Origin of the sequence: Pseudomonas sp. 28 E 9, assembly GCF_900004785.1 — a bacterium.
Lineage (GTDB): Bacteria > Pseudomonadota > Gammaproteobacteria > Pseudomonadales > Pseudomonadaceae > Aquipseudomonas > Aquipseudomonas orientalis_A.
Genome location: NZ_CVTK01000012.1, coordinates 1 through 21,428, shown reverse-complemented (window position 1 = coordinate 21,428; position 21,428 = coordinate 1). Strand labels below are relative to the sequence as shown.

Genomic DNA, 21,428 nt, shown 5'->3' with positions numbered 1-21,428 from the left:
AGGACACTGTCATGACCGACGCCATTCGTTACGAAAAAGGCCAGGACCAGATCGTGGTGCTGACCCTCGACATGCCCGGCCAAAGCGCCAACACCATGAACGCGGCCTACCGTGAGGCGATGGCGGCCACCATTGCGCGCCTGGAGGCGGAAAAGGACACCCTGGCCGGGGTGATCATCACCTCGGCCAAGAAAACCTTTTTTGCCGGCGGCGACCTCAATGAGCTGATCCAGGTCGACAAAGCCCACGCCAAGGCGTTCTACGCCGACGTCGGCGTGTTGAAGGCCCAACTGCGCAGCCTGGAAACCCTCGGCAAGCCGGTGGTGGCCGCGATCAACGGCGCGGCCCTTGGTGGTGGCTGGGAGATTTGCCTGGCCTGTCATCACCGCATCGCGCTGGACGATACGTCCGTGCAGCTCGGCTTGCCGGAAGTCACCCTGGGCCTGTTGCCGGGTGGCGGCGGGGTGGTGCGCATGGTGCGTTTGCTGGGCCTGGAAAAAGCCCTGCCGTATCTGCTGGAAGGCCAGAAAGTGCGGCCGGTGCAGGCATTGCAGGCGGGCCTGATCGATGACGTGGCGGCAGATCGCGACGAGCTGCTGGCCAAGTCGCGCGCCTGGATCCTGGCGAATCCACAGGCCAGGCAGCCGTGGGACAACAAGGGCTACCAGATTCCCGGGGGCACCCCGTCGAACCCGAAAGTCGCGCAGATGCTCGCCATTGCGCCGTCGATTCTGCGCAGCAAGACCCAGGGCTGTTTCCCTGCACCGGAGAAAATCCTCTGCGCCGCCGTGGAAGGCGCACAGGTGGATTTCGACACCGCGCACCTGATCGAAACCCGCTATTTCACCGAGCTGGTGACCGGTCAGGTGGCGAAAAACATGATCGGCACCTTCTGGTTCCAGCTCAATGAAATCAACGCCGGCCGCTCGCGACCACAAGGTTTTGCGCGGTATGTGACGCGCAAGGTCGGCGTACTCGGCGCCGGCATGATGGGGGCGGGCATTGCTTACGTCAGTGCCTGTGCGGGCGTTGACGTGGTGCTCAAGGACATCAGCCTGGCCGCTGCCGGTAAGGGCAAGGCCCATTCGGCGGCGTTGCTGGACAAGAAAGTCAGCCGTGGGCAACTGACCGCCGAGCAGCGGGAAACCATCCTGGCGCGGATTCACCCTGCACAGGATGACGCCGACCTGGCCGGCTGTGATTGGGTGATCGAAGCGGTGTTCGAAGACCGCGAACTCAAGGCCAGGGTATCGGCCGCCGCACAACGCGTGGTCGGTGCAGACGCGGTGATCGCCTCCAACACCTCGACATTGCCCATCAGCGGCCTGGCGAGTGCGGTGCCCGACCCTGGCAAATTCATCGGCCTGCATTTCTTCAGCCCGGTGGACAAGATGGCCCTGGTGGAAATCATCAAGGGCGCCCACACCAGCGACGAAACCCTGGCTCGGGGTTTCGACTTCGTACTGCAAATCAAGAAAACCCCGATTGTGGTCAACGACAGCCGCGGCTTCTTCACCTCGCGGGTATTCGGCACATTCACCAACGAAGGCATCGCCATGCTCGGCGAAGGCGTGGCCGCGCCGATGATCGAGACCGAAGCGCGCAAAGCCGGTATGCCGGTAGGGCCGCTGGCGGTGTCCGATGAAGTGTCCCTCAGCCTCATGAGCCATATCCGACAGCAAACCGCCAAGGACCTGCAAGCGCAGGGCAAGGCAGCGCCGACCCATCCGGCGACGGCGGTGATCAATCTGCTGGTCAACGACCACAAGCGCACGGGCAAAGCCGCAGGTGGCGGTTTCTATGACTACCCGGCAGGCGCCCGGAAGCGCCTGTGGCCCGAACTCAAGACGCGGTTCGAACAGCCCGATAAACAGATTTCGCCCCAGGACGTGCGCGATCGCTTGTTGTTTATCCAGGCCATCGAAACCGTGCGCTGTGTGGAGGAGGGCGTGTTGATGTCCACCGCCGACGCCAATATCGGTTCGATCTTCGGCATTGGCTTCGCGGCCTGGAGTGGCGGCGCGCTGCAGTTTATCAATCAGTACGGCCTGGACGACTTTATCGCCCGGGCGCGCTATCTGGCCGAGCAGTACGGGGAGCGTTTCGCGCCACCGGCGTTGTTGCTGGAGAAAGCGGCACAAGGCGCAACCTTTTGCTGATCAACCAGGGGCTTGCTTTGCAGATACCTTTCAAGGCACGCTCTGGGGTGTTCAATATTCCCATCGCCGTGTCAGGTATTTTTTATGTCGCTACGCGTCTGCATCCTGGAAACCGATATCCTGCGTCCGGGCCTGATCGATCAGTACCAAGGCTACGGGCAGATGTTCAAGCGCCTGTTCGCCAAGCAGCCGATTGCCGCCGAGTTTGTGGTGTACAACGTGGTGCAGGGTGAATACCCGCCGGATGACGAAGTGTTTGACGCGTACCTGATCACCGGCAGCAAGGCCGACTCGTTCGGCACCGACCCATGGATCCAGACCCTCAAGACCTACGTGCTAAAGCGCTATGAGCGCGGCGACAAGCTGTTGGGTATCTGCTTCGGCCACCAGTTGCTGGCGTTGCTGCTCGGCGGCAAGACCGAACGCGCCAGCCAGGGCTGGGGCATGGGCATCCACGATTACAAGCTCGATGCCAAGGCGCCCTGGATGAGCCCGGAAGTGCCGGAGCTGACGCTGTTGATCAGCCATCAGGACCAGGTCACCACATTGCCGGAAAATGCCACGGTCATCGCCTCGAGTGAGTTTTGCCCCATCGCGGCGTATCACATTGGCGACCAGGTATTGTGCTTCCAGGGCCACCCGGAATTCGTGCAGGACTATTCCCGCGAACTGCTTGAGATTCTTCAGACAACCCTGGGCGAAAAGGTCTACACCAACGGCGTGGCCAGCCTTGAGCGCGACCACCACGGCGCGACCGTGGCGGAATGGATGATGCGCTTTGTGGCGCACAAACCTACAGCCAACCCGACCGTTTGAAGCTCGCCCACAGGCTGGTGCAGCCCACCGCAATAAACCCGAGCACTGCAAAGTAGCCGTAGTGCCATTGCAACTCGGGCATGTTCTGGAAATTCATCCCATAAATTCCCGCCACCGCCGTGGGGAACGCGAGGATCGCCGCCCAGGCGGCGAACTTGCGCTGCACCACACTCTGGCGCGAGGCCTCCAGCAGCACGCCAAGCTCGATGGTCTGGCTGGCAATATCGCGCAGAGTCGTCAAGTCTTCCATCTGCCGCGTGACATGGATCTGCACGTCACGGAAGTAGGGGCGCATGTTCTTGTCGATAAACGGAAAGCTCAGCTTCTGCAACTCCTGGCTGATCTCCACCATCGGCGCCACATAGCGCTTGAGCCGCAGCACGTCGCGGCGCAGGCCGTGGAGGTTCTGAATATCGCGCTCGCTCAGGGAACTGCACAGCACATTGCGCTCCAGTTCATCGATCTCGGCGTGGATCGCTTCGCTGACCGGCTGGTAGTTTTCGGTGACGAAATCCAGCAAGGCATAGAGTACGAAATCTTCCCCATGCTCCAGCAACAACGGACGTGCCTCACAGCGCTGGCGCACAAAACCGTAGGACGCCGAATGCCCGTTGCGGGCGGTGATGATGTAGCCATTGCCGGCGAAGATATGGGTCTCGATAAACTCCAGCTTGCCGTTCTCGCGCACCGGTGAGTAGGTGACGATAAACAGCGCGTCGCCGAAGGTTTCCAGCTTCGGGCGACTGTGTTTTTCCATGGCGTCTTCGATCGCCAGTTCATGCAGGTTGAACTGGTGCTGCAGGTTGGTCAGTTCCTGGGCACTGGGTTCTTCCAGGCCGATCCACACAAAGTGGCCGGGTTTGGCGGCCCAGGCCGCACCTTCGTCGAGGGTGATATCCGTGACTTTCTTTCCGGCGCTGTAGACGGCGGCGGCAACGACTCTACCCATGGTGCTGATCACTTCTTATCTAGAGGACAGGTGTTGGGCAGCTTAGCGTGAATGGCGTTCCCTGAAGTGATCGTTCAAGCGCCTTGCAGTTCGCGATCCATCTGCGCAATGCACGCATCCATCTGCGCCTGGCACGCCAGCATCAACCTCGGAACGTCGTCCGCCGTCATCCCCACAGTAGGAATCGGCGCCAACGAACGTATGAGCACCTCGCCACTGTTCCAGCGATTAAGGCGCATATGCGTGACATAGTTACTGACACACACCTGCACGATCGGCACACCGGCCGCAATCGCCATATGGAACGCGCCCTTTTTGAACGGCAACAGACCTTTGCCGAGGTTGCGCGTGCCTTCCGGAAATACCCAGATGGACGTGTCTTCATGCTGCAGGGTGCGGGTCGTGGTGAGCATGGCACGGCGTGCCTTGTGCGCATTGCCGCGGTCGATCAGCACATTGCCGGCCAGCCAGAACAACTGGCCGAACAACGGCACCCACTTCAGGCTCTTTTTGGCGATGCATACCGTGCGACGCGGCACCACGGTGCCCAGCACGAACAGATCATAGTTGGACTGGTGGTTGGCGATCACCACGCAGGTGCCGGGCTTGTTGCGCAGCGAGTCGACCTCCGTCCTCACCTTCAAGCGCAGTATCCACATGGCGGGCAGTGCATAGAGGCGGGCGCAAAGGCGACTGTTGTCAGGATTGAACGGGCGGCATACCCCTATGAGCACGCCCACTATCCCGGCGAGCATAAAGTGCAGGCCCATCAACAACATACGTAACAGAAAAAGCATCGACACGGCCCATCGAAACAAAAGGTGGCGCAGTGTACGGATGTGCACTGTATTCGGCAATTGCCCCTAAAGACGTAGGAGATAGGCGATGTTTAAGCGCATGTTTCAACATAGGCCGATAAAGGCTGTCTAGAGCGGCGCAGGCTGTTTCGGCTTTGGCTGTAAGAAAAAGCCCGACTCAAGGTTGTAATGTCGTTCAGTTAAGTAAGGCTTTTTGTAGGAGCGAGCTTGCTCGCGAAAAACCACAGGCGCCGCGTTCATTCAGGAAGCACGCGTTATCGTTGACGTTTTTCGCGAGCAAGCTCGCTCCTACAGAGGGCGATGTAGGCTTAACTGAACAGCATTACAACTCGAGGTCGAGCTTTGGCACAGCAGGTTCAGGCATTACATCAGCACATGACCTTGATCCTGGATAATTGCATCGTCCAGCGTCTCCAGCAGCGCCTTGCGCACCTTCAGCTTGGTCTGCTTGTGCGCGTTCATATTGATCTTCTTCAACTGCCGCGCCGCTTCCAGTGCCGCCGCGTGCAATTCTTCCGGCGCCACCACCTTGTCGAGGAAGCCCGCCTGCAAGGCGCCTTGCGGGTCAAACATCTCGGCATTGATCACCGAGCGATGAAACGCCGACTTGCGCAGACGGTCCCGCGCCAACTCGATACCGGCGTGGTGCATCGTCATGCCAATCGCCACTTCATTCAGGCCAATGCTGAACGGACCCTCAACGCCAATTCGATAATCCGCCGACAACAGCAGGAACGCGCCCTTGGCCACCGCATGCCCAGGGCACGCCACGATCACCGGAAACGGATGCGACAACAGGCGACGCGCCAGCGTCGAGCCGGACGTCACCAGGCCGATGGCGTCTTTAGGGCCGGCCGTCATCACTTTCAAATCATAACCACCCGACAGAATGCCCGGCGTGCCCGTGATGACCACCACTGCCCGATCCTGCTCCGCCTGATCCAGCGCCGCATTGAACGCACTGACCACTGCCGGAGAAATGGCATTCACCTTGCCGTTGCTCAGGGTCAGGGTCGCGATACCGTCTTCGAGATGGTAGGCAATCAACTCACTCATGACGCGGTTCCTTATAGGGCTTGTTATAGAAGAATGCAGCAAACGTTACCCAGCGCGCCCGCGCGGGTAAAGCGCCGTGACTGACTGCCCAGTCAGGCTTTTGCTTCACAGCCGGCAGCAGAGCGCCTGAAGCAGGGCACCACAACCAGCGTAGACCATCCCAATCCATGCCCGAGATTGGCACAATCGCCATCGCCCGCAGACCCCGTTCCGGCATAACCGTCTAACCGCATGAAAATTCTGAAAAAAACCTTTGCCATCAGAAAGGCTTTCGACTACATTAGCGCGCCTCGACAGACTGAACTGGTTTGCCGAGATACGGTGAAGTGTCCGAGTGGCTTAAGGAGCACGCCTGGAAAGTGTGTATACAAGAAATTGTATCGAGAGTTCGAATCTCTCCTTCACCGCCAAATTTGAAACGACTAAACCCCTGAAAACATTGAAGTTTTCAGGGGTTTAGTGTTTTCAGGGGTCAAAAAACGCCTATATAGGAACATTCATGGGAACAAGCGATGCCCACTGATTGATGAGAGGGCCGCGCTGAGGAGCGCATTTGGGTGGTGAAAGGACAATCTGGGAACATGGATAGGGCAGAAAAAATCTAATCGAAGGCAAAGGGGAATTCCCAGGCGCAACCGTCTTTCAAACGATCAAACAGCCCTTGCTGGTCGTCCAACGAGCTATGGTCGGCCAAATCCAGGTAATAATTCAGCCCGTCATGCACGTAGTAAACGAGCCATTCGCCCGTTAACGCCCCCCTCTTTTTTCTCTCCTCAATTGCCCCGTAGACAAAAGAGTGTGAAATTCGATTGGCAACAGCCTCTCGATAGCTATCCATATCTGTATCGTCCTCTGCCAATAGAATTCCTCGGAACATGGCTTGCAGTAACCTTTGTTTCTTCGCAAACCCTCCAAACCACCTGTTGTTTATATTTTCGGGCAAGTGATATGCGTCGAAGTAATGTTTGTGCCAAAAGCGCCCCAGAATAGGCCCTCTGAATTTCTCAGCGGCTTTTGTACCTGTAGGCCGGCTGGTGGCTGTTTTTTCGAGAAAAGCAATCTCGTCTAATACCGAAAACTTATTGATCCGCCGCAATAATGATCCGTTGTGTAGGCGCATAGCCGGGCACTGGCTGACACGATCCCAGTAGGGCTGCGCTAGGGTTACATTCTTTTTAAGCAGCAGCGATTCGTATCTATGCAGTAAGGGCATACGTTCATCTCAATGACGCTGTCAGACATCTATAAACCAAGTGCGTGTTGAAGCAAACCAACGATGTCCGTGCCGTCCTCATTGATCCATGTTCCATAGTGCTGTCGGATCATGTTCGCACTGGTGTGGCCCATCTGCTCTGCATCCAGTCAACCGAGGCAACGCCCGTGGTGAGCCGTTGGCTGGCATAGATGTGCCGGCACTGGCCAGGTCCGTGATAACGAACGCGGGCCGCATTTCAAATGCGCTTTGAAGAACCTGTCCCTTACGGCGACTCCACTAATTGCTCCAACACCATTCGGCTGTCGCTTGGTGTCGGTCGAGTGATAGTCTCTTCCGCGCCGTTATTTAGGTTCTGTGCTGCATGGTGCTGCTCCTTGATAGTGGTAGGTGTCGGGAAATTGGCGCTCCTTGACACCATCTTCCGGGCCGGTTTGGCTTGGTGTTGCTCAATGATCGTTATGACTTCGTTTCTGTCTTTCGCATAAGCGAAGGGCAGTTCGCCCTCTGGGCGAGTGATGGGTAGCGCATCTCAGTGAACCGGCAACGCGCGACGGTGTAGCCGTCGTCGGTAATCCAGCGGTTCTGCCGGACTTGCACGCCCCTATTTCGTTTCGGCGCCCATTTCATGCCCAAGTCCCCCCACCTCGCCGCAGGCTAAATGGGTCATTTTTTCTGCACGCCTGCGGAACATTTTCGGTGGTCGTGGCTATGGCTCAGCTCGGAGTGATGAAGTAGTTATAAATCTGCGGAGCTCCGTATGGATTGGGCATCTAGCTAAAAGATCACCGCTGTAGATTGAGCAAAAAACCAACAAAGGGAATTTCAATGGACAACGAAACTATAGCTAGCACCGTCACTTGGCATCTTGAATGCGCAGCGTTTTCCGCCGCTGAGATTATGAGCATCAGGCCTCCTGCCGACATATTTAATATGCGCATGCACTATTCTCTATACGCAGCGAACCTCCTCGGTGCCGTCGACGCGATTCAAGATGCCCTAGGTCCAGATTTTGAAACGTCGATTGAGAGCGCACTTCCCCTTGGCAGCTTTTCAGGCGAACAGGTATTTGGATACCTAAGAGAGTTGCGGAATGGGGTAGTACACCGAGGGGTTGATCTTACTGCCGGCGGGGAGGTGATAGGCGAGTTGGTGTGTGCATTGGCCCCCGCCCAAGTAACTAATCGCGGCGGTAAAAAGGTTTATTTCGCACCCACTCGGTTGCTAGTTGATTTATTCCAACATATCGATCAAAAAATGAAGCCAATTTTAGAAGAGGCTCTTGATTCAGTGCTTTCTGCTTTATCTTCCGCAACATCTGAAGATGACGTTGCCCAGGCCCACGATTTTTTTGAGTCCGTAGACCACATGCCAGAATGGGCAAAACAGGCCGCCAAGCAGTCCATCTGCGCAGAAATGATCACTGTTGTTCGGCGGGGACAACGCGATAAATTAAGATGCTTGCTCAACTTGCCGTTCGGCTTCTCTCTAAGGCAATAGTAGGTCACGTTTTGCTTTTTCTCTGACCCCTTGGTTTCTCGAGAGCAGAGAAGGACACACAATCGGAGGGAAGTTTAGATACACCCCCTAAGGAGGTAGAGACTTTGTTGTTGAGGAGAGCGCCGCCTGGTAGATCGTTTAATTCAACTTTTTCCACCACACGAATGTTATGTCGAGGTCTTTGCTGGCGGCGCCGCGCTTTACTTCATGCGTCCACAGGCTGCGCCGGTTGAAGTTCTCAACGATATCAACGGCGACCTCGTAACGCTGTACCGCGTCGTGCAGAACTACCTGGAAGAGTTCGTGCGCCAGTTCAAGTGGCACTCAGCTCCCGCCAGGTGTTCGAATGGCAGAAGATGACCAGACCGGAAACACTTACCGACATCAAGAGGGCTGCGCGGTTTTTATACCTGCAGCGCCATGTCTTCGCCGGCAAGGTCATCGGGCAGACAGTCGGCGGCAGGTAGCAGCTCAGGAGGGATTTCTACTGGTTCCTGCTCTTGAACAAGCTTATTCAGATCCAAAAACATAACGGGCTCCTTACGAGCTCGGTTTTCTTCTGTGTCCAGAAGAGTCAAACCTATTTTTTCGTAGAATGCGACTGATTGCGCCTTGGAGTCAGTTACCAAAAACCGACATCCTACATGCTGGGCAATGACGTCTGCTGCCATTGCAATGGCGAACTCCATCAGCACCCGACCGATTCCATTACCTGCATAGTCAGCATGGCTTGCTAGCCGAGCAACTTTCAGCGCGGGCATAGACGGATAGCGATTCGCATGCTCACAGTCGTCCAGTGCATAGGTTCCATGCAGCTCAATCTCACTGCAGGTCAACGTAATGTACCCAATTACCCTTGGCCTGGATTTGGCGTCCACGGGAGGAAGGATGGCAACATAAGTAACGGCTACGTTCGCAACCTGGTACTCCATGGCGCTGCCTTGGATGAACGACTTCAAGGGCCTCAGATCAACGTCTGGGCCCATGGAGAATTTGTTTGGTTGGTGAAGCGGATCAAGCTTTTCGATGAAGTAATCGACACCTGGCTGCATTGGCGCTCACTTGAATTAGCGAGCGCGCTCAGCTTGGCTATTGAAAACTTGGCTCAGGAGGGTACGACCACGTGCATACGAGGCTTTGGCTTTTGCGTTGGGTTTGTCTTCACGCATGTGTCGAACAAAGCGCACTGCGTCGCTATCACTCAGCTCAACGCGGCTGAAGGTACCGCTCTTGATTGCCATTGGCATTTCCTTGCAGCGACATCCGCTGCTACAGATCGGCTGTGCCGAACCTTTCGCCGACTCATGTCTAGCGAATAGACCGTTATTAACGGTCGTTGCTCATTTTTGAGTATCCATAGCTGTTATGTCAACTATTCGTTGGATACAGGTTTGGGCGTTCGGTCCTGAATTCGGAATGAGCTTCGGTGGCCGCTGCTTTGATTTTCGCAGAGGTTGAAAGCCTGCGGAACCCTGCACCGAGGCGGTTACTTCTTCGAAGGTTTGGAGGCATTGCTGCAGGTAGAGGAGGGATTTCAAAAGGAATAATTTCAGTCACCACGTCAGTGTATTGGGCTGGAGGCCGCGAATTCCGTGGGGTTCGGTATTACAAAAAGGAGTAGCAGAGAAGCAATTAAAAAAATTGTTACGGAAAGCCCCGTTTTACTGGGCTTTTTTTGTGCCTGCTGGTTTTGTCCCGCCATCTGCCCCCATTCGGACTCTGTAGCGCTTTATCCAGACATACAGGCGGCTATGCGCCTACACACCGGGATGAGTCGCTACATCAGCCACAGGCAGCTCCTGTCTCAGCGTTGCGACGCCCTGGATCGTCTTCGCCAATACCGCACCCCTGCCGCCAGGGCCACCAGCGCTACCACCGCGAGGAAGATCGGCAGGCGATACGGCTTCAGGTCGCCAAAGAAATGCTGCAATGCTTCGCCGGCCCAATAGCCGGCGCCGACGAACAGGGTGGCCCAGATTGCCGCACTTGGCACATTGATCAGGGCGAACTTCCAAGGCGATAGTCCACTGGCACCAATCACGATGGGCCCCACCAGGCGCATGCCGTAGAGAAAGCGCACGGTAAATACCGAGGTCGTCGGATAGCGGTGGATAAGGTTCTCTACCCGTTCGATGGCTGACTGGTGACGTTTGAGTTTGGGCAGCAGGCGCTGCCCGGAATAACGTCCGGTCCAAAACAGCAGTTGATCGCCGAGTATCCCGCCGGCAGTGGCCCACCCGATCACCTGCAGCACTTGCAAAGTGCCCTGGTGCGCAGCCATTCCGCTCAGGATAAGAACGGTCTCGCCTTCGAGCAGGCAGCCCAGGAAGATTACCCAGTAGCCGTAGCCAGCGATCAGCGCATTTAGATCAAGATGTTCGAGCACGGCGTATTCCTTGTCGCTTGGCACGGAAAGGCCGCGCCGGGATTCTTCGCGTTTCCTTTGAGGTATCCGCCAGCAAAAGGTTTCGACAATGTGGCCAGCGCTTCCGGCCGCCGTTCTATGCGGTCATACGGGAGGGGGGATGAGTGCGCGCGTTCACGGCCGTTGGATGCCTGCTGTGGATTAGACAGCAGGCACCAGGACGGTACTTAGCGAGCAATCATCCCGGCAGCTTGTTCGGTCGCTTCAGTCGTACGCGTTGCCAGCTTGCGCACTTCGTCTGCAACGACCGCAAAGCCGCGACCCGCTTCGCCCGCGCGCGCGGCCTCAATCGCCGCGTTCAGTGCCAGCAGATTTGTCTGGTTGGCAATGCTCTGAATCGTCCCGACGATCTGTGACAATTGGGCGATGTTGTTCTCAAGCGTCCGCTGGTGCTTGACCTCAGTGTGCCGCAGCGCCTCCTGCTCATGCTGCAAGTGGACATCCACGAGGGCACCTACTACCCGAAGGGGTGAGCCGCTGGAGTCGCGGCGGGTCTGGCCTCGCGCTCTGAACCACCGATACTCGCCGCTCTTCATCTTCAGGCGATACTCGATATCAAAAGGCGTTTTACCCGATCGGTCGTTCAAATGAGCACCAAATGCGTCGAGGCTTTGTTCCTTATCATCCGGGTGTAGTCGGGATGCCCAGCTGTCCAGGACATCCGGGAACTCCTCCACCGTTTCAAATCCAAGCAGCCGCCGGAACTGCGGAGACCACCAGAAAGGGTTCTTTGGATTGACCGGGTCTCCCGCGATGACTTCCATATCCCACAGACCGTCCGAGAGCATCTCCCTGGCCAGTTCAAATCGGGTGATGATGACGTCGTGCTCCTGGTCTCGCTCAAGCTGATCATGGATATCACGCAGAGAACCCGCGACGCGTAGAGGCATCCCCCGATCATCCCGCAAGGTCTCTCCCTGGGCATAGAACCAACGGTAGGAACCGTCCTTCATCGCGAGGCGATTTTTCACTTTATACGGTGTGTGCCCGGACTTATCGTTCAAGTGGCGGGCAAAAGCGTCGAGGGTGGCTTGCTTGTCCTGTGGATGCAGGCGGTCGGCCCAACTGGCTAACACATTTGGGAAATCGCGCTCATCGTTGAACCCCAGAAGGTTGCGCAGTTGCTGAGACCACCAAAAGCGATTTTTGGGATTCACCGGGTCGCCGGCGACGACCTCCATATCCCAAAGCCCTTCGCTGGAGGCGCGGTTTACAAGATCAAACCGCACCTCATGGGCATGCGCGGACGACGCAGCTTCGCGAAGCAGCTCACGGGCTGCCTCCAATTCCTGCTCAAGCGCATGGATACGGGACTGGGAGTCGCGATCAAGGGAGTCAAAAGCCTTCCACGCATCGAGGACAGCAGCGCGTTCAGCGCACCCGTCTACTTGTGGCGGTACCCGGCGGGTGATTGCAGCAACCAATTGTTGAACAGCGCGACGATCACGGCGCATTTTGAAGACATTAATCATGAAGATTGGACTCGTAGATGTTGCGGGCCCGATCCATGGCACCTTGCCATCTATATCGTCATGAGCGAAAAAAACTGTACACGATTTTTGAGTTGTACATGATTTGATGAGCGTGCCCTGGAGATCGGTGGTCCTTAACGCTCCAGGCGTGCGGCGGTCGCCTGAAAGGTAAACAAGCCCCTGATACTGGGAAAAAATCAGGGGCTTCGTTATTTCTGCGGTTTGAAAATCTGGCGATTCAGGTCAGGCGCAAGGCATGTCCATCCGCCGCCCTATGACGTCCAGCAAATCGCAGCCGTCGCGCAACGGAATTGAGCAGAGCAGTGCGAAATCGCTGAGTACGACAGCATCACTGCTGATCTCACTGCGTAGTGCGAGGTTCTCAAGGACCTGGGTAACGGCGCGAAGACGATAGGTTGCAGCGTCGAGAAGTATTTCCAGCGGCGCCGTGGTGTCGACAAAAAGAGCAGGGGTGGCGCTGTCGTTGTTGGTGAGGGCTATGTACTGGTTCATATGTGCAACTCCGGTTGTCAGAGGAAAGCAGCCACACATTTGTCGCCAAACAAAAGGTGGCAGCTGTACGCAGGTTGGCGAACCGGGACAATCGGAAAAACCGGCAGACCCGAAGGTCTCCCGCGCACAGCTACCGTCGAGCAGCTTATTGCGCGCAGAAGCATCCCGCAAATATGCGAGGACATTTCTGTCGATTTATCGTCGAGTCGCCAAACCCGGTCACCCTATGAGTGACCGGGTGACTATAGGCATGGTGATTTTCAAACGGGAGCCCCGCATTTCTGCAAGGCGTGTAGGACGTTGCCCAAACCCGCACAGCGATGAGAAATGATTCAGGATTGAGCGTCAGCGAGACGGGCGTAACGGATACCGAGGTTCATGGACCATCCTCTGGCGTCAGGCCCATGAAACCTCGCTTGCCAGGCTCAGCGCTCTGGCAGCCGGATACTTATTGTGCGGTTTTCAACTTGATCACATCACCGGAGATCTTGGTGGTGTAGCCATTGAGGACCCAGGCCCAGAACCATTTTTCCTGGATTTGGGTGTTGATCATCGCGTCGCCGCCTTTGGCCTTGATGGCTGCATCCTGAGCGCGGACGAAGCGGCTGTTCTGGCCGATCGGGATAACGCCCAGCAGCATGATGCCGGTGGCGCTGGCTTCGCTGTGGCCGAGCACGGTGTATTGGCTGGCGTCGTATTGCTGGGTTTTCATGGCGGTGCCGGTGCAACCTGCCAGGGTGAGACCAAGAACGGCGGCTGTTGCTACTTTACTGACGTACTTCACGCGTTACTCCATGGACTGAATCTCGAGACTCAATTCTCGAGGCGCGACACTTTAATCGCTCAGGTGGCGGATTGAAATCAGCCAGCCAAGGTTTGTGGAGACGATCAGGCCGCCATCCGGGGGCAAGCCCGAATGCCAGTCAGTTAAGGCTTTTTGTAGGAGCGAGCTTGCTCGCGAAAAACTCACAGGCACCGCGTTCATTCAGAATGCACGCGTTATCGTTGACGTTTTTCGCGAGCAAGCTCGCTCCTACAGAGGGCGACGTACGCTTAACTGACTGGTATTAGATTTTCCTGCGCCCGGTCAGAGATGCAGCCAGGCCAGGCTGCCGAGTACCACGGCCACGCCGCCGGCCGCGTACGCCATGCGCTTGAGCCATTCCTTGCGCGTGAGCAGGGTAATCGCCGCCAGTGAGATCGCGATCTGAATCGCCGTCATCGCCTGGGCCCAGCGATGGTGCTGGTGCAGCGCTTCTTCGGATTTACGGTCCCACTCCAGGGAGGTGGCTTCAAGCTTCTCGGCTTGCTTGCGCACCTCTTCCTTCTGGCTTTTATAGCGCTGGATTTCATCGTTGTAGTGGGCGGCATCCACGCCGGGAATATGCGTGGCCAACTCCGCCAGGTTCTGGCGGCTGGATTTGGCCTGGTAGTAATTCCACTGGTTGGCGGCTTCGGTCTTGATGATCGCGGCGTTGTTCTTGTCCATCGCCGCCTCGCTTTCGCTGGAGCCGGCCTGGTAGCTGAGCATGGCGCCGACGGTGGCCATGATGGCGGTCATCACCGCGATACGACTGGCAAAGGTATCGCCTCGACCGTGGGCCTGTTCGGTGGTGTGTTCGAGGTGCTTTTCGTGGGGGCTGGGGACTTCGAAGGCTTCGGACATGGCGGCGTCTACGAGGGGGCAGAGGGAGCCTGATTCTTCACCAGTGCGGCTGTCTCAAGCCTGTCGATAACGTCGGATCAGGTGCCCATACACCGCAATATTGACCAGCAGCACCAGCGCACCCAGGCCCAACTGGATCTGCGGCGTGAGCCCGGCCGGGTAGATCAGCGCGAGGATGTAATGTTCGATGAAGCCTGCGCCATAACCCTCCTGCCCAGCCATGAGGCGCAACAGGTTTTCCCAGCGGGTGAGCGGGCAGGGCAGGTGAAACACCTCGACGGCAACGCCCCAGGCCGCTGCGGGCAGGTGCAGCCAGATGAGCGGTCGCCATTTGAGCGCCAGCAGGCCACCGAACAGCACGAACAGGATGAAGCATAAATGGAACAGCACCAGGCTGTCGGCGGCTAAACGGTAGAGCATGCTTGGGTTCGCTTTGAGGGCGTCGAAGGCGCGGGCTTTGGGGATGAGGTTATAACTCAAGTTGACAGGCATTTATGCCGAGGGCCTTGGCGATTTTTTCCCGCGTGGTTCGACGTGGTTTGGTGACCGCTTCTTGCTGGGCGAATGCCGATTGTGAAATGCCCAGGCGCTTGGCAACTTCATCCTGGGTGAGGTTCAAGTGCTCGCGCCAGGCCCGTATGGGTGTCGCTCCCTCTACCAGGCGGCTGACGACAGCGTGGGGAATCAGGTCCGGGTCGTTTTGCCGGGCCAGATAATGTTCATAGGGGATCACCACAAAGGCTGGCTTGCCCTCGGTATTGTGGATGATCTGTACGGCAGTAGGTTCGTTCGTCACGTTTCTTGACCTCTTGAATGCTGACCACATGGATGTCGCCGTCCCAGTCGAAAAGGACGCGGTAATTACCCACTCGCAACCGATAGCCGTGTGGATGGTTAACCAACGCCTTGACGTTGACTGCATCCGGCATGCGCTCAAGCGCTGACACCGCATTGCGTACCTGTTGCTGATGGTAGGTATGCAGCCGAAGCAGTTGTTTGACCGATTTGCGGGTCCAGTGGATCGAATTCATTGGAGGTTAATAAGTCTTTTATAAGGTTTGCAAGGTGCATTTTCAGATTGTGGTCAAAGGCAGATCACTGTTCACTCACAAACCCTAGACGGCCGCGGGCGCGCCAGCGGATAAAACTGTTGCGTGGCATGAATGCCTTATCGGGGCTTCACCAAGGTTGCTTGCAGGCAACCAGGGCCGCTATTGTGCTGAATCCTTTTTGTCTTCCCCCCGGGGTTTCTGTTGTGATGAACGCACCGCGTACCGCTGTCCCGATCAAGGCTGTGATTTTCGATATGGACGGTTTGTTGCTGGATACCGAAGGCATCTACACCGAAGTCACGCAAATTATTGCCGAACGCTACGGCCGCACCTATGACTGGAGCATCAAGCAGCACATCATCGGGCGCGGTGCACAGGACCTGGCCGACTATGTCGTCAAGGCGCTGGATTTGCCGATCACACCGGCCGAGTTTCTGGAGATTCGCGAGCCGTTGATGAGCGAGCGGTTTCCCAAAGCCCTGGGCATGCCTGGCGCCGAGACGCTGGTGCGGCATTTAAAGGCGCATAACATTCCGATTGCCGTGGGTACCAGTTCGTCGCGCAACTCGTTCGGCCACAAGACGACGTTGCACCGCGAGTGGTTTGGCCTGTTCGACACCATCGTCACTGCCGACGACCCGGAGGTCGGCGCCGCCAAGCCTGCGCCGGATATCTTCCTCACCGCTGCGCGTCGCCTGGGCGTGGCGCCTGGGGATTGCCTGGTGTTCGAGGACTCGCCATTCGGCGTGACAGCGGCGAAAGCGGCGCACATGACCGCCATCGCCGTGCCCGATGAAGCCATGGCTGACAGTAAATATCAGCATGCCGACCAGATCATTCGCAAACTGGCAGACTTTGATCTGGCGGCCTATGGCTTGCCACCTATGTCCTGATTCAGCACAGGGCTGAAAATGTGGGGGGCTTGCCAGTCAGTAGCGTATACCGCCCTTTGTAGGAGCGAGCTTGCTCGCGAAAAACTCATAGGCACCGCGTTCATTAAGAAAGCACGCGTTATCGTTGACGCTTTTCGCGAGCAAGCTCGCTCCTAGAGACGGCATTAGGGCAAGCCTATGCAGTGTTGTAAAAACCTCAGGCGCTGAACCCTCCATCGATGGTCAGGCTGGCACCGGTGATATAGCCCGCTTCCGGCCCGGCAAGATAGACCACAAAACTGGCAATCTCCTCCACATGGCCATAGCGCCCCACCGCCATCAACCCGATCAAACTCTCGGCAAACTCACTGTTCGCCGGGTTCATATCCGTGTCCACCGGCCCTGGCTGCACGTTGTTGATGGTAATCCCCCGTGGTCCCAGGTCGCGTGCCAAACCCTTGGTCAAACCTACCAGCGCCGCCTTGCTCATCGCGTACGGGCCACCGCCGCCAAACGGCATGCGCTCGGCGTTGGTGCTGCCGATATTGATCACGCGGCCACCTTCGCCCATATGTTTGGCGGCTTCCTGGGTGGCAATAAAGACGCTGCGCACGTTGATCGCCAGGGTCTGGTCGAAGTCTTCCAGCGTGAAGTCTTCCAGCGGGGCGATAGCCAGCACGCCGGCGTTGTTCACCAGGATATCCAGGCGCCCGAAGGCCTCGACGGTGGCGTTGACCGCCGTGCGAATCGCTGTGGCATCGGCGCTGTCGGCTTGGATTGCCAGGGCTTTGCCGCCTGCGCTGATCACGCTGTCCTGCAAGGCTTGCGCCTTGGCGGCCGAGCTGACGTAGGTAAAGGCAACGGCAGCGCCCTGCGCGGCCAGGCGCTTGACGATGGCCGCGCCGATGCCACGGGAACCGCCTTGAACCAAGGCGACTTTGCCAGTGAGGGTTGCAGTAGTCATGTCGATCTCCACGTAGTTGATGAGCCGAGTATCGGCCTCACGCGACCAGGCCGGTAGAGCGTGATTGCTATAGTCTGTGTAAACCAAAAGTTTAGAGTGGCGGGTTATGGAGAGCTTTGGCAGTATCGAATGCTTTGTGCGCAGCGCCGAGGGCGGCAGCTTCGCCGAGGCTGCGCGACACCTCAGCCTGACGCCGGCGGCGGTCGGTAAAAGCGTGGCCAAGCTGGAAGCGCGCCTGGGCGTCAGGCTGTTTCAGCGCAGCACCCGGCGCCTGACCCTGACCGAAGCCGGCAAGCTGTTCCTGGGCGAAGTCAGCGGGAGCCTCACGACGATTCAGAACGCCGTGGCCAACCTGGCCAGCGCCGAGGGGCGACCGGTGGGCACGCTGAAGGTGAGCATGGGCACGGTGTTTGGCAATCGCTATGTGATGCCGTTGCTGGGTGAATTCATGCGGCGCTTTCCGGCGATCAGCCCGGATTGGCACTTCGATAACCGCCAGGTGGACTTGATCGGCCAGGGCTTCGACGCCGCCATTGGCGGTGGCTTTGAACTCCCCCAGGGCGTGGTGGCGCGCACGTTGACCCCGGCGCACCGGGTGCTGGTGGCGTCGCCGGCTTATCTGGCGCAACACCCCGCAGTGCGTGCGCCCGAGGATTTGTCGCGCTGCCACGGCATCCTGATCCGCTCGCCGCAGACAGGCCGGGTGCGCTCATGGCAACTGACCCACCGCGAGCGCGAGCACAGCCCACTGCTGCTCAAGCCCGCCATGACCATGAGTGATTCCGAAGCCGCCTGCTGCGCCAGCGCCCAGGGCCTGGGCATTGCGCTGGTCAGCCTGCCGATGGCCGTGCCGTTCCTCGACAGCGGCGCGGTGGTACGGGTGTTGCCGGACTGGTATGTGGATGACGGCAATATCTCTATCTACTACGCCGAGCACAAGTTGCTGCCCGGCAAGACCCGGGCGTTTGTGGATTTTGTGATCGAGCAGTTTGCCGAGCAGCAATTGGGCCGCAGATTCAGTGCGGTCGCAAAGTAAACAGAATTCCAAGTGTGGGAGGGGGCTTGCTCCCGATTGCAGTGTGTCAGCCAGCAGATTCATTGGCTGATCCACCGCCATCGGGGGCAAGCCCCCTCCCACAGTTGATTTTCAGTGGCTGAATTTGCCGGGCCAGCCCAGGATTTTCTTCGGCCTTGGCGCCGCATAGGTCCTGACCTTGGACGTCGACAACCCCAACCGCACCAGCGACTCAGCGATCGTCACCGCCGCCGTCACCCCGTCCACCACCGGCACCCCGGTGCGCTGGCGAATTTGCTCGTCCAGCCCGGCCATGCCGCCGCAGCCCAGGCAGATCACTTCCGCCTTGTCCTCAAGGATGGCCAGTTCCGCCTGGCGCACGATCGCTTCCATGGCCGCCACCGGGTTTTCTTCCAGCTCCAGCACCGCCATGCCGCTGGCCCGTACCGAGGCGCAGCGCTGGTACAGGCCGGCGAGTTTCAGCCGGTCTTCGATCAGCGGCACCGTGCGGTCCAGGGTGGTCACCACCGAGTAGGCATGGCCCAGGAACATCGCCGTGCTGGCCGCGGCTTCGGTGATATCCACCACCGGCACGTTGAGCAGCTCCTGCAAGCCTTCGCGGCCATGCTCGCCGTAGCCGGCCTGGATCACCGCATCAAACGGCTGATCGTAGGCCATTACGCGGTCCATGACGGCGATGGCGGCCAGGTAGCTTTCAAAGTTGCCCTCCACCGACTCGGCGCCGAAGTAGGGGGTCAGCCCCACAATCTCGGTGCCCGGCGAGGCCACGCTTCTGGCCTGCTCAGCGATGGTCTGGGTGATGGATTCGGTGGTGTTGACGTTGACCACGAGGATGCGCATGGAATGTCCTTGTTTAATGACTGACGTTATCGACGGCAATGCTTTCGCCGCTGACATCGGCGTAGAACGGCTGGCGCTTGGCGATCAGCAGGTACAGCAACCCTGCAATACCGGCGCCAAACAGCCAGGAGAACGGCGAGACGCTGGCAAACCCGGGCAACAACGCCAGCAGGATGGCAATCACCGCTGCCGGAATGAACGCCGCCACCGCGCGCAGATTCACGCCCCGGCTGTAGTAATAAACCCCCTGCGCGTCTTCGCTGTACAGTTGCGGCACATCCACCTGGCTTTTGCGGATCAACCAGTAGTCGACCATGATCACCCCATACAACGGCCCCAGCAGTGCGCCCAGGCCGGACAGGAAATACACGATCACCAACGGGCTGTTGTAGAGATTCCACGGCAAGATCAACACCGCGACGGTGGCGCTGATCAACCCGGCGCGACGGAAGTTCAGGTACTTGGGCGCCAGGTTGCTCAATACGAACGCCGGGGCGACGAAGTTGGCCATGATGTTCACCGCCACCGTGACGATCAGGAAGGCCAGGCAGCCGAGCACGAGAAAGAAGGTATTGGGAATGGCGGCGATGATTTCGGTCGGGCTTTCGATCACTCGGCCATTGAGCTGGAACTGCCCGCCGCACAGCAGCACGGTGATGGCGGCGAACACCAGGATATTCACCGGCAGGCCCCAGAAGTTACCCACCTGGATCGTCCTGCGGCAGGGCGAGGAGCGTGCAAAGTCGCAGAAGTTGAGGATCAGCGTGCCGTAGATCGCCAGCCACAGCGCGCCTCCGGCAAAGATATTGCGCCACATCTCGCCGCCGCTCAGCGGTTCGCGGATCGACCAGGCAATGTGGCCGCCTGCCTGGAAGTACATCCAGCCGGCCAGCGAGGCCACGGTGAGCAGAATCACCGGTCCGGCGAATCCTTCATAGCGACGTACCATTTCCATGCCATAGGCCAGGATCACCAATTGCACCAGCCAGATCGCCACGAAACACGCCCAGCCGAGCGATGACAGGCCGAGAATCGAGTTGTGGTCGTAGTCGGCAAACCCTGGATGAATCGCCGTCAGCAGCACCCGGAAAACCACCGAGGCCAGGTAGGTCTGGATACCGAACCAGGCAATCGCAATCACCGCACGGATCAACGCCGGAATCTGTGCGCCATGGATACCGAAGCTGATACGGCTGATTACCGGGAACGGCACGCCCGTCTTCTGGCCCATGTACCCCGACAGGTTCATGAAAAAGTACACCAGTGCCGCGCCTATCCCCAAGGACAGCAGAATCTGCCAGCCACCCAGGCCCAATGCATACAGGCCGATGGCGAATGAATAGTTGGCGATGTTGTGCACGTCATTGGTCCACAGCGCAAATATGCTGTAGCGCCCCCAGCGACGCCCTTCGGCCTTGGTCGGCGCCAGGTCCTTGTTGTGCAGGCGTGGGCTGAGTACCAGCGTGCCGGGGCTGGCTGCCTCGGGATTCAGGGCGGAGGAGGGCAGATCCAATGCGACGTCATGGGAGAGGCTAGTACGCATTCCGGCGGGCTCCAGCACATCCGCAGCAATGCGGCAGATGGCAAAGTGTATTTAGATTTTGTATTTATTGTATACAAAGCTTAAATACCCTTAAGCCACATGCGTGCCAGCTTTAGATCTATTAAAACCGCGGTTAATTTCGTTTTTATTGGTTGTTGGAATAAATCGCTGAATTTAAAGCGATATAAATTGACCGATCGAACAGCTATTTATTTTCTTGAGGAGGGGGATCGATCTGGGAGGGCAAAAAATTTTAGAAAGGAAGTGTTACGTTTTGGTGCGCTTCAAGCGAGATTGCACACATAAATGGCACCGATAGTTACAGTAGTGTGTACATCTCAATGGTAAAGGCGAGTCCAATGTGGGGAGGGGGCTTGCCCCCGATTGCAGGGGGCCAGTTGCAGATGTGCCTACTGACACTCCCTCATCGGGGCATAGGCATCTACACAACTCTGTAGCGCTCAACCGTAACCACGATGCGAAGCGAGTCGCTCTTGATCTGCTTTTGATCTTGATCTCAGGCGCCCCGTTAAA

20 protein-coding genes, 1 tRNA gene and 5 pseudogenes are annotated in these 21,428 nt (G+C 57.8%); 7 read left to right on the top strand and 19 right to left on the bottom strand.

Annotated elements, in window-relative coordinates:
• Positions 1 to 11: 11 nt before the first annotated feature.
• Positions 12 to 2,159, top strand: a complete 2,148-nt coding sequence (locus tag BFQ00_RS02055) for a 3-hydroxyacyl-CoA dehydrogenase NAD-binding domain-containing protein (protein WP_065932486.1) — start codon at positions 12 to 14, stop codon at positions 2,157 to 2,159.
• Positions 2,160 to 2,243: 84 nt separating this feature from the next.
• Positions 2,244 to 2,975 carry an amidotransferase gene (locus BFQ00_RS02050; RefSeq protein WP_065932485.1) on the top strand — a complete coding sequence of 244 codons (732 nt, stop codon included), beginning with the start codon at positions 2,244 to 2,246 and terminating at the stop codon, positions 2,973 to 2,975.
• On the opposite strand, the gene BFQ00_RS02045 is transcribed toward BFQ00_RS02050, so the two are convergent.
• From BFQ00_RS02045 to BFQ00_RS02035, 3 genes are all read right to left on the bottom strand, one after another.
• Positions 2,953 to 3,924, bottom strand: a complete 972-nt coding sequence (locus tag BFQ00_RS02045) for a magnesium and cobalt transport protein CorA (RefSeq protein ID WP_065895469.1) — start codon at positions 3,922 to 3,924, stop codon at positions 2,953 to 2,955. The two genes, BFQ00_RS02050 and BFQ00_RS02045, sit on opposite strands and share 23 nt — an antisense overlap.
• Positions 3,925 to 3,998: 74 nt before the next feature.
• Entirely contained in the window at positions 3,999 to 4,721 is a 723-nt protein-coding gene (locus BFQ00_RS02040) for a lysophospholipid acyltransferase family protein (protein ID WP_065932484.1), read from the bottom strand.
• A gap of 384 nt (positions 4,722 to 5,105) precedes the next feature.
• Positions 5,106 to 5,798 carry a crotonase/enoyl-CoA hydratase family protein gene (locus BFQ00_RS02035; protein ID WP_065932483.1) on the bottom strand — a complete coding sequence of 231 codons (693 nt, stop codon included), beginning with the start codon at positions 5,796 to 5,798 and terminating at the stop codon, positions 5,106 to 5,108.
• 320 nt (positions 5,799 to 6,118) lie between these two features.
• On the opposite strand from BFQ00_RS02035, the gene BFQ00_RS02030 reads away from it, so the two are divergent.
• A tRNA-Ser gene (locus BFQ00_RS02030) sits at positions 6,119 to 6,208 on the top strand.
• A 191-nt stretch (positions 6,209 to 6,399) separates the two neighbouring features.
• On the opposite strand, the gene BFQ00_RS02025 is transcribed toward BFQ00_RS02030, so the two are convergent.
• Complete coding sequence (locus BFQ00_RS02025) at positions 6,400 to 7,011, bottom strand: hypothetical protein (RefSeq protein WP_065932482.1); 612 nt, start codon at positions 7,009 to 7,011, stop codon at positions 6,400 to 6,402.
• 29 nt (positions 7,012 to 7,040) lie between these two features.
• Positions 7,041 to 7,283 (bottom strand): annotated as a pseudogene (locus tag BFQ00_RS29875) (site-specific integrase); the annotation flags it as partial.
• A 556-nt stretch (positions 7,284 to 7,839) separates the two neighbouring features.
• Here BFQ00_RS29875 and BFQ00_RS02020 point away from each other — a divergent pair.
• Complete coding sequence (locus BFQ00_RS02020) at positions 7,840 to 8,511, top strand: hypothetical protein (RefSeq protein WP_065932481.1); 672 nt, start codon at positions 7,840 to 7,842, stop codon at positions 8,509 to 8,511.
• A 126-nt stretch (positions 8,512 to 8,637) separates the two neighbouring features.
• A pseudogene (locus BFQ00_RS27545) lies at positions 8,638 to 8,969 on the top strand (DNA adenine methylase); the annotation flags it as partial.
• Here the strand turns inward: BFQ00_RS27545 and BFQ00_RS02010 are convergent.
• From BFQ00_RS02010 to BFQ00_RS27540, 11 genes and pseudogenes are all read right to left on the bottom strand, one after another.
• Positions 8,916 to 9,443: a GNAT family N-acetyltransferase gene (locus BFQ00_RS02010; RefSeq protein WP_242527090.1), complete on the bottom strand. Its 528-nt coding sequence runs from the start codon at positions 9,441 to 9,443 to the stop codon at positions 8,916 to 8,918. The pseudogene BFQ00_RS27545 and the gene BFQ00_RS02010 overlap by 54 nt on opposite strands.
• A gap of 135 nt (positions 9,444 to 9,578) precedes the next feature.
• The gene (locus BFQ00_RS29560) at positions 9,579 to 9,752 is read right to left on the bottom strand and encodes a hypothetical protein (protein WP_165386121.1); all 174 of its coding nucleotides are present in this window, start codon (positions 9,750 to 9,752) and stop codon (positions 9,579 to 9,581) included.
• 563 nt (positions 9,753 to 10,315) lie between these two features.
• On the bottom strand, positions 10,316 to 10,897 hold the full coding sequence (locus BFQ00_RS02005) for a DedA family protein (RefSeq protein WP_065932497.1): 582 nt from the start codon (positions 10,895 to 10,897) through the stop codon (positions 10,316 to 10,318).
• A 215-nt stretch (positions 10,898 to 11,112) separates the two neighbouring features.
• Positions 11,113 to 11,349 (bottom strand): annotated as a pseudogene (locus BFQ00_RS30280) (methyl-accepting chemotaxis protein); the annotation flags it as partial.
• Positions 11,350 to 11,385: 36 nt separating this feature from the next.
• Positions 11,386 to 12,117, bottom strand: a pseudogene (locus tag BFQ00_RS30275) (PAS domain-containing protein); the annotation flags it as partial.
• Between the two features lie 534 nt (positions 12,118 to 12,651).
• On the bottom strand, positions 12,652 to 12,921 hold the full coding sequence (locus BFQ00_RS01995) for a short-chain dehydrogenase (RefSeq protein ID WP_065932478.1): 270 nt from the start codon (positions 12,919 to 12,921) through the stop codon (positions 12,652 to 12,654).
• Between the two features lie 448 nt (positions 12,922 to 13,369).
• Positions 13,370 to 13,705, bottom strand: a complete 336-nt coding sequence (locus tag BFQ00_RS01990) for a hypothetical protein (protein ID WP_065932477.1) — start codon at positions 13,703 to 13,705, stop codon at positions 13,370 to 13,372.
• Between the two features lie 303 nt (positions 13,706 to 14,008).
• Positions 14,009 to 14,587, bottom strand: coding sequence for a DUF4337 domain-containing protein (locus BFQ00_RS01985; protein WP_065932476.1), 579 nt, complete (start codon positions 14,585 to 14,587; stop codon positions 14,009 to 14,011).
• Positions 14,588 to 14,641: 54 nt separating this feature from the next.
• Positions 14,642 to 15,007, bottom strand: a complete 366-nt coding sequence (locus BFQ00_RS01980; RefSeq protein WP_065932496.1) for a DUF2784 domain-containing protein — start codon at positions 15,005 to 15,007, stop codon at positions 14,642 to 14,644.
• A gap of 49 nt (positions 15,008 to 15,056) precedes the next feature.
• Positions 15,057 to 15,413, bottom strand: coding sequence for a helix-turn-helix domain-containing protein (locus BFQ00_RS01975; protein ID WP_065887819.1), 357 nt, complete (start codon positions 15,411 to 15,413; stop codon positions 15,057 to 15,059).
• Positions 15,367 to 15,618 (bottom strand): annotated as a pseudogene (locus BFQ00_RS27540) (type II toxin-antitoxin system RelE/ParE family toxin); the annotation flags it as partial. The gene BFQ00_RS01975 and the pseudogene BFQ00_RS27540, both read right to left, overlap by 47 nt.
• Positions 15,619 to 15,845: 227 nt before the next feature.
• Between BFQ00_RS27540 and BFQ00_RS01970 the strand changes: the two are divergent.
• Positions 15,846 to 16,532: an HAD-IA family hydrolase gene (locus BFQ00_RS01970; RefSeq protein WP_065887820.1), complete on the top strand. Its 687-nt coding sequence runs from the start codon at positions 15,846 to 15,848 to the stop codon at positions 16,530 to 16,532.
• 196 nt (positions 16,533 to 16,728) lie between these two features.
• Here BFQ00_RS01970 and BFQ00_RS01965 read toward each other — a convergent pair whose 3' ends face one another.
• Positions 16,729 to 17,475 (bottom strand): 3-oxoacyl-ACP reductase family protein, encoded by a 747-nt coding sequence (locus tag BFQ00_RS01965; RefSeq protein WP_065932475.1) that lies wholly within the window; start codon positions 17,473 to 17,475, stop codon positions 16,729 to 16,731.
• A gap of 106 nt (positions 17,476 to 17,581) precedes the next feature.
• On the opposite strand from BFQ00_RS01965, the gene BFQ00_RS01960 reads away from it, so the two are divergent.
• Positions 17,582 to 18,511, top strand: a complete 930-nt coding sequence (locus tag BFQ00_RS01960) for a LysR family transcriptional regulator (protein ID WP_065932474.1) — start codon at positions 17,582 to 17,584, stop codon at positions 18,509 to 18,511.
• Positions 18,512 to 18,622: 111 nt separating this feature from the next.
• On the opposite strand, the gene BFQ00_RS01955 is transcribed toward BFQ00_RS01960, so the two are convergent.
• Positions 18,623 to 19,351, bottom strand: a complete 729-nt coding sequence (locus tag BFQ00_RS01955) for an aspartate/glutamate racemase family protein (protein ID WP_065932473.1) — start codon at positions 19,349 to 19,351, stop codon at positions 18,623 to 18,625.
• A gap of 13 nt (positions 19,352 to 19,364) precedes the next feature.
• Positions 19,365 to 20,894, bottom strand: a complete 1,530-nt coding sequence (locus BFQ00_RS01950; RefSeq protein WP_065932472.1) for an NCS1 family nucleobase:cation symporter-1 — start codon at positions 20,892 to 20,894, stop codon at positions 19,365 to 19,367.
• Between the last annotated feature and the right edge of the window lie 534 nt (positions 20,895 to 21,428).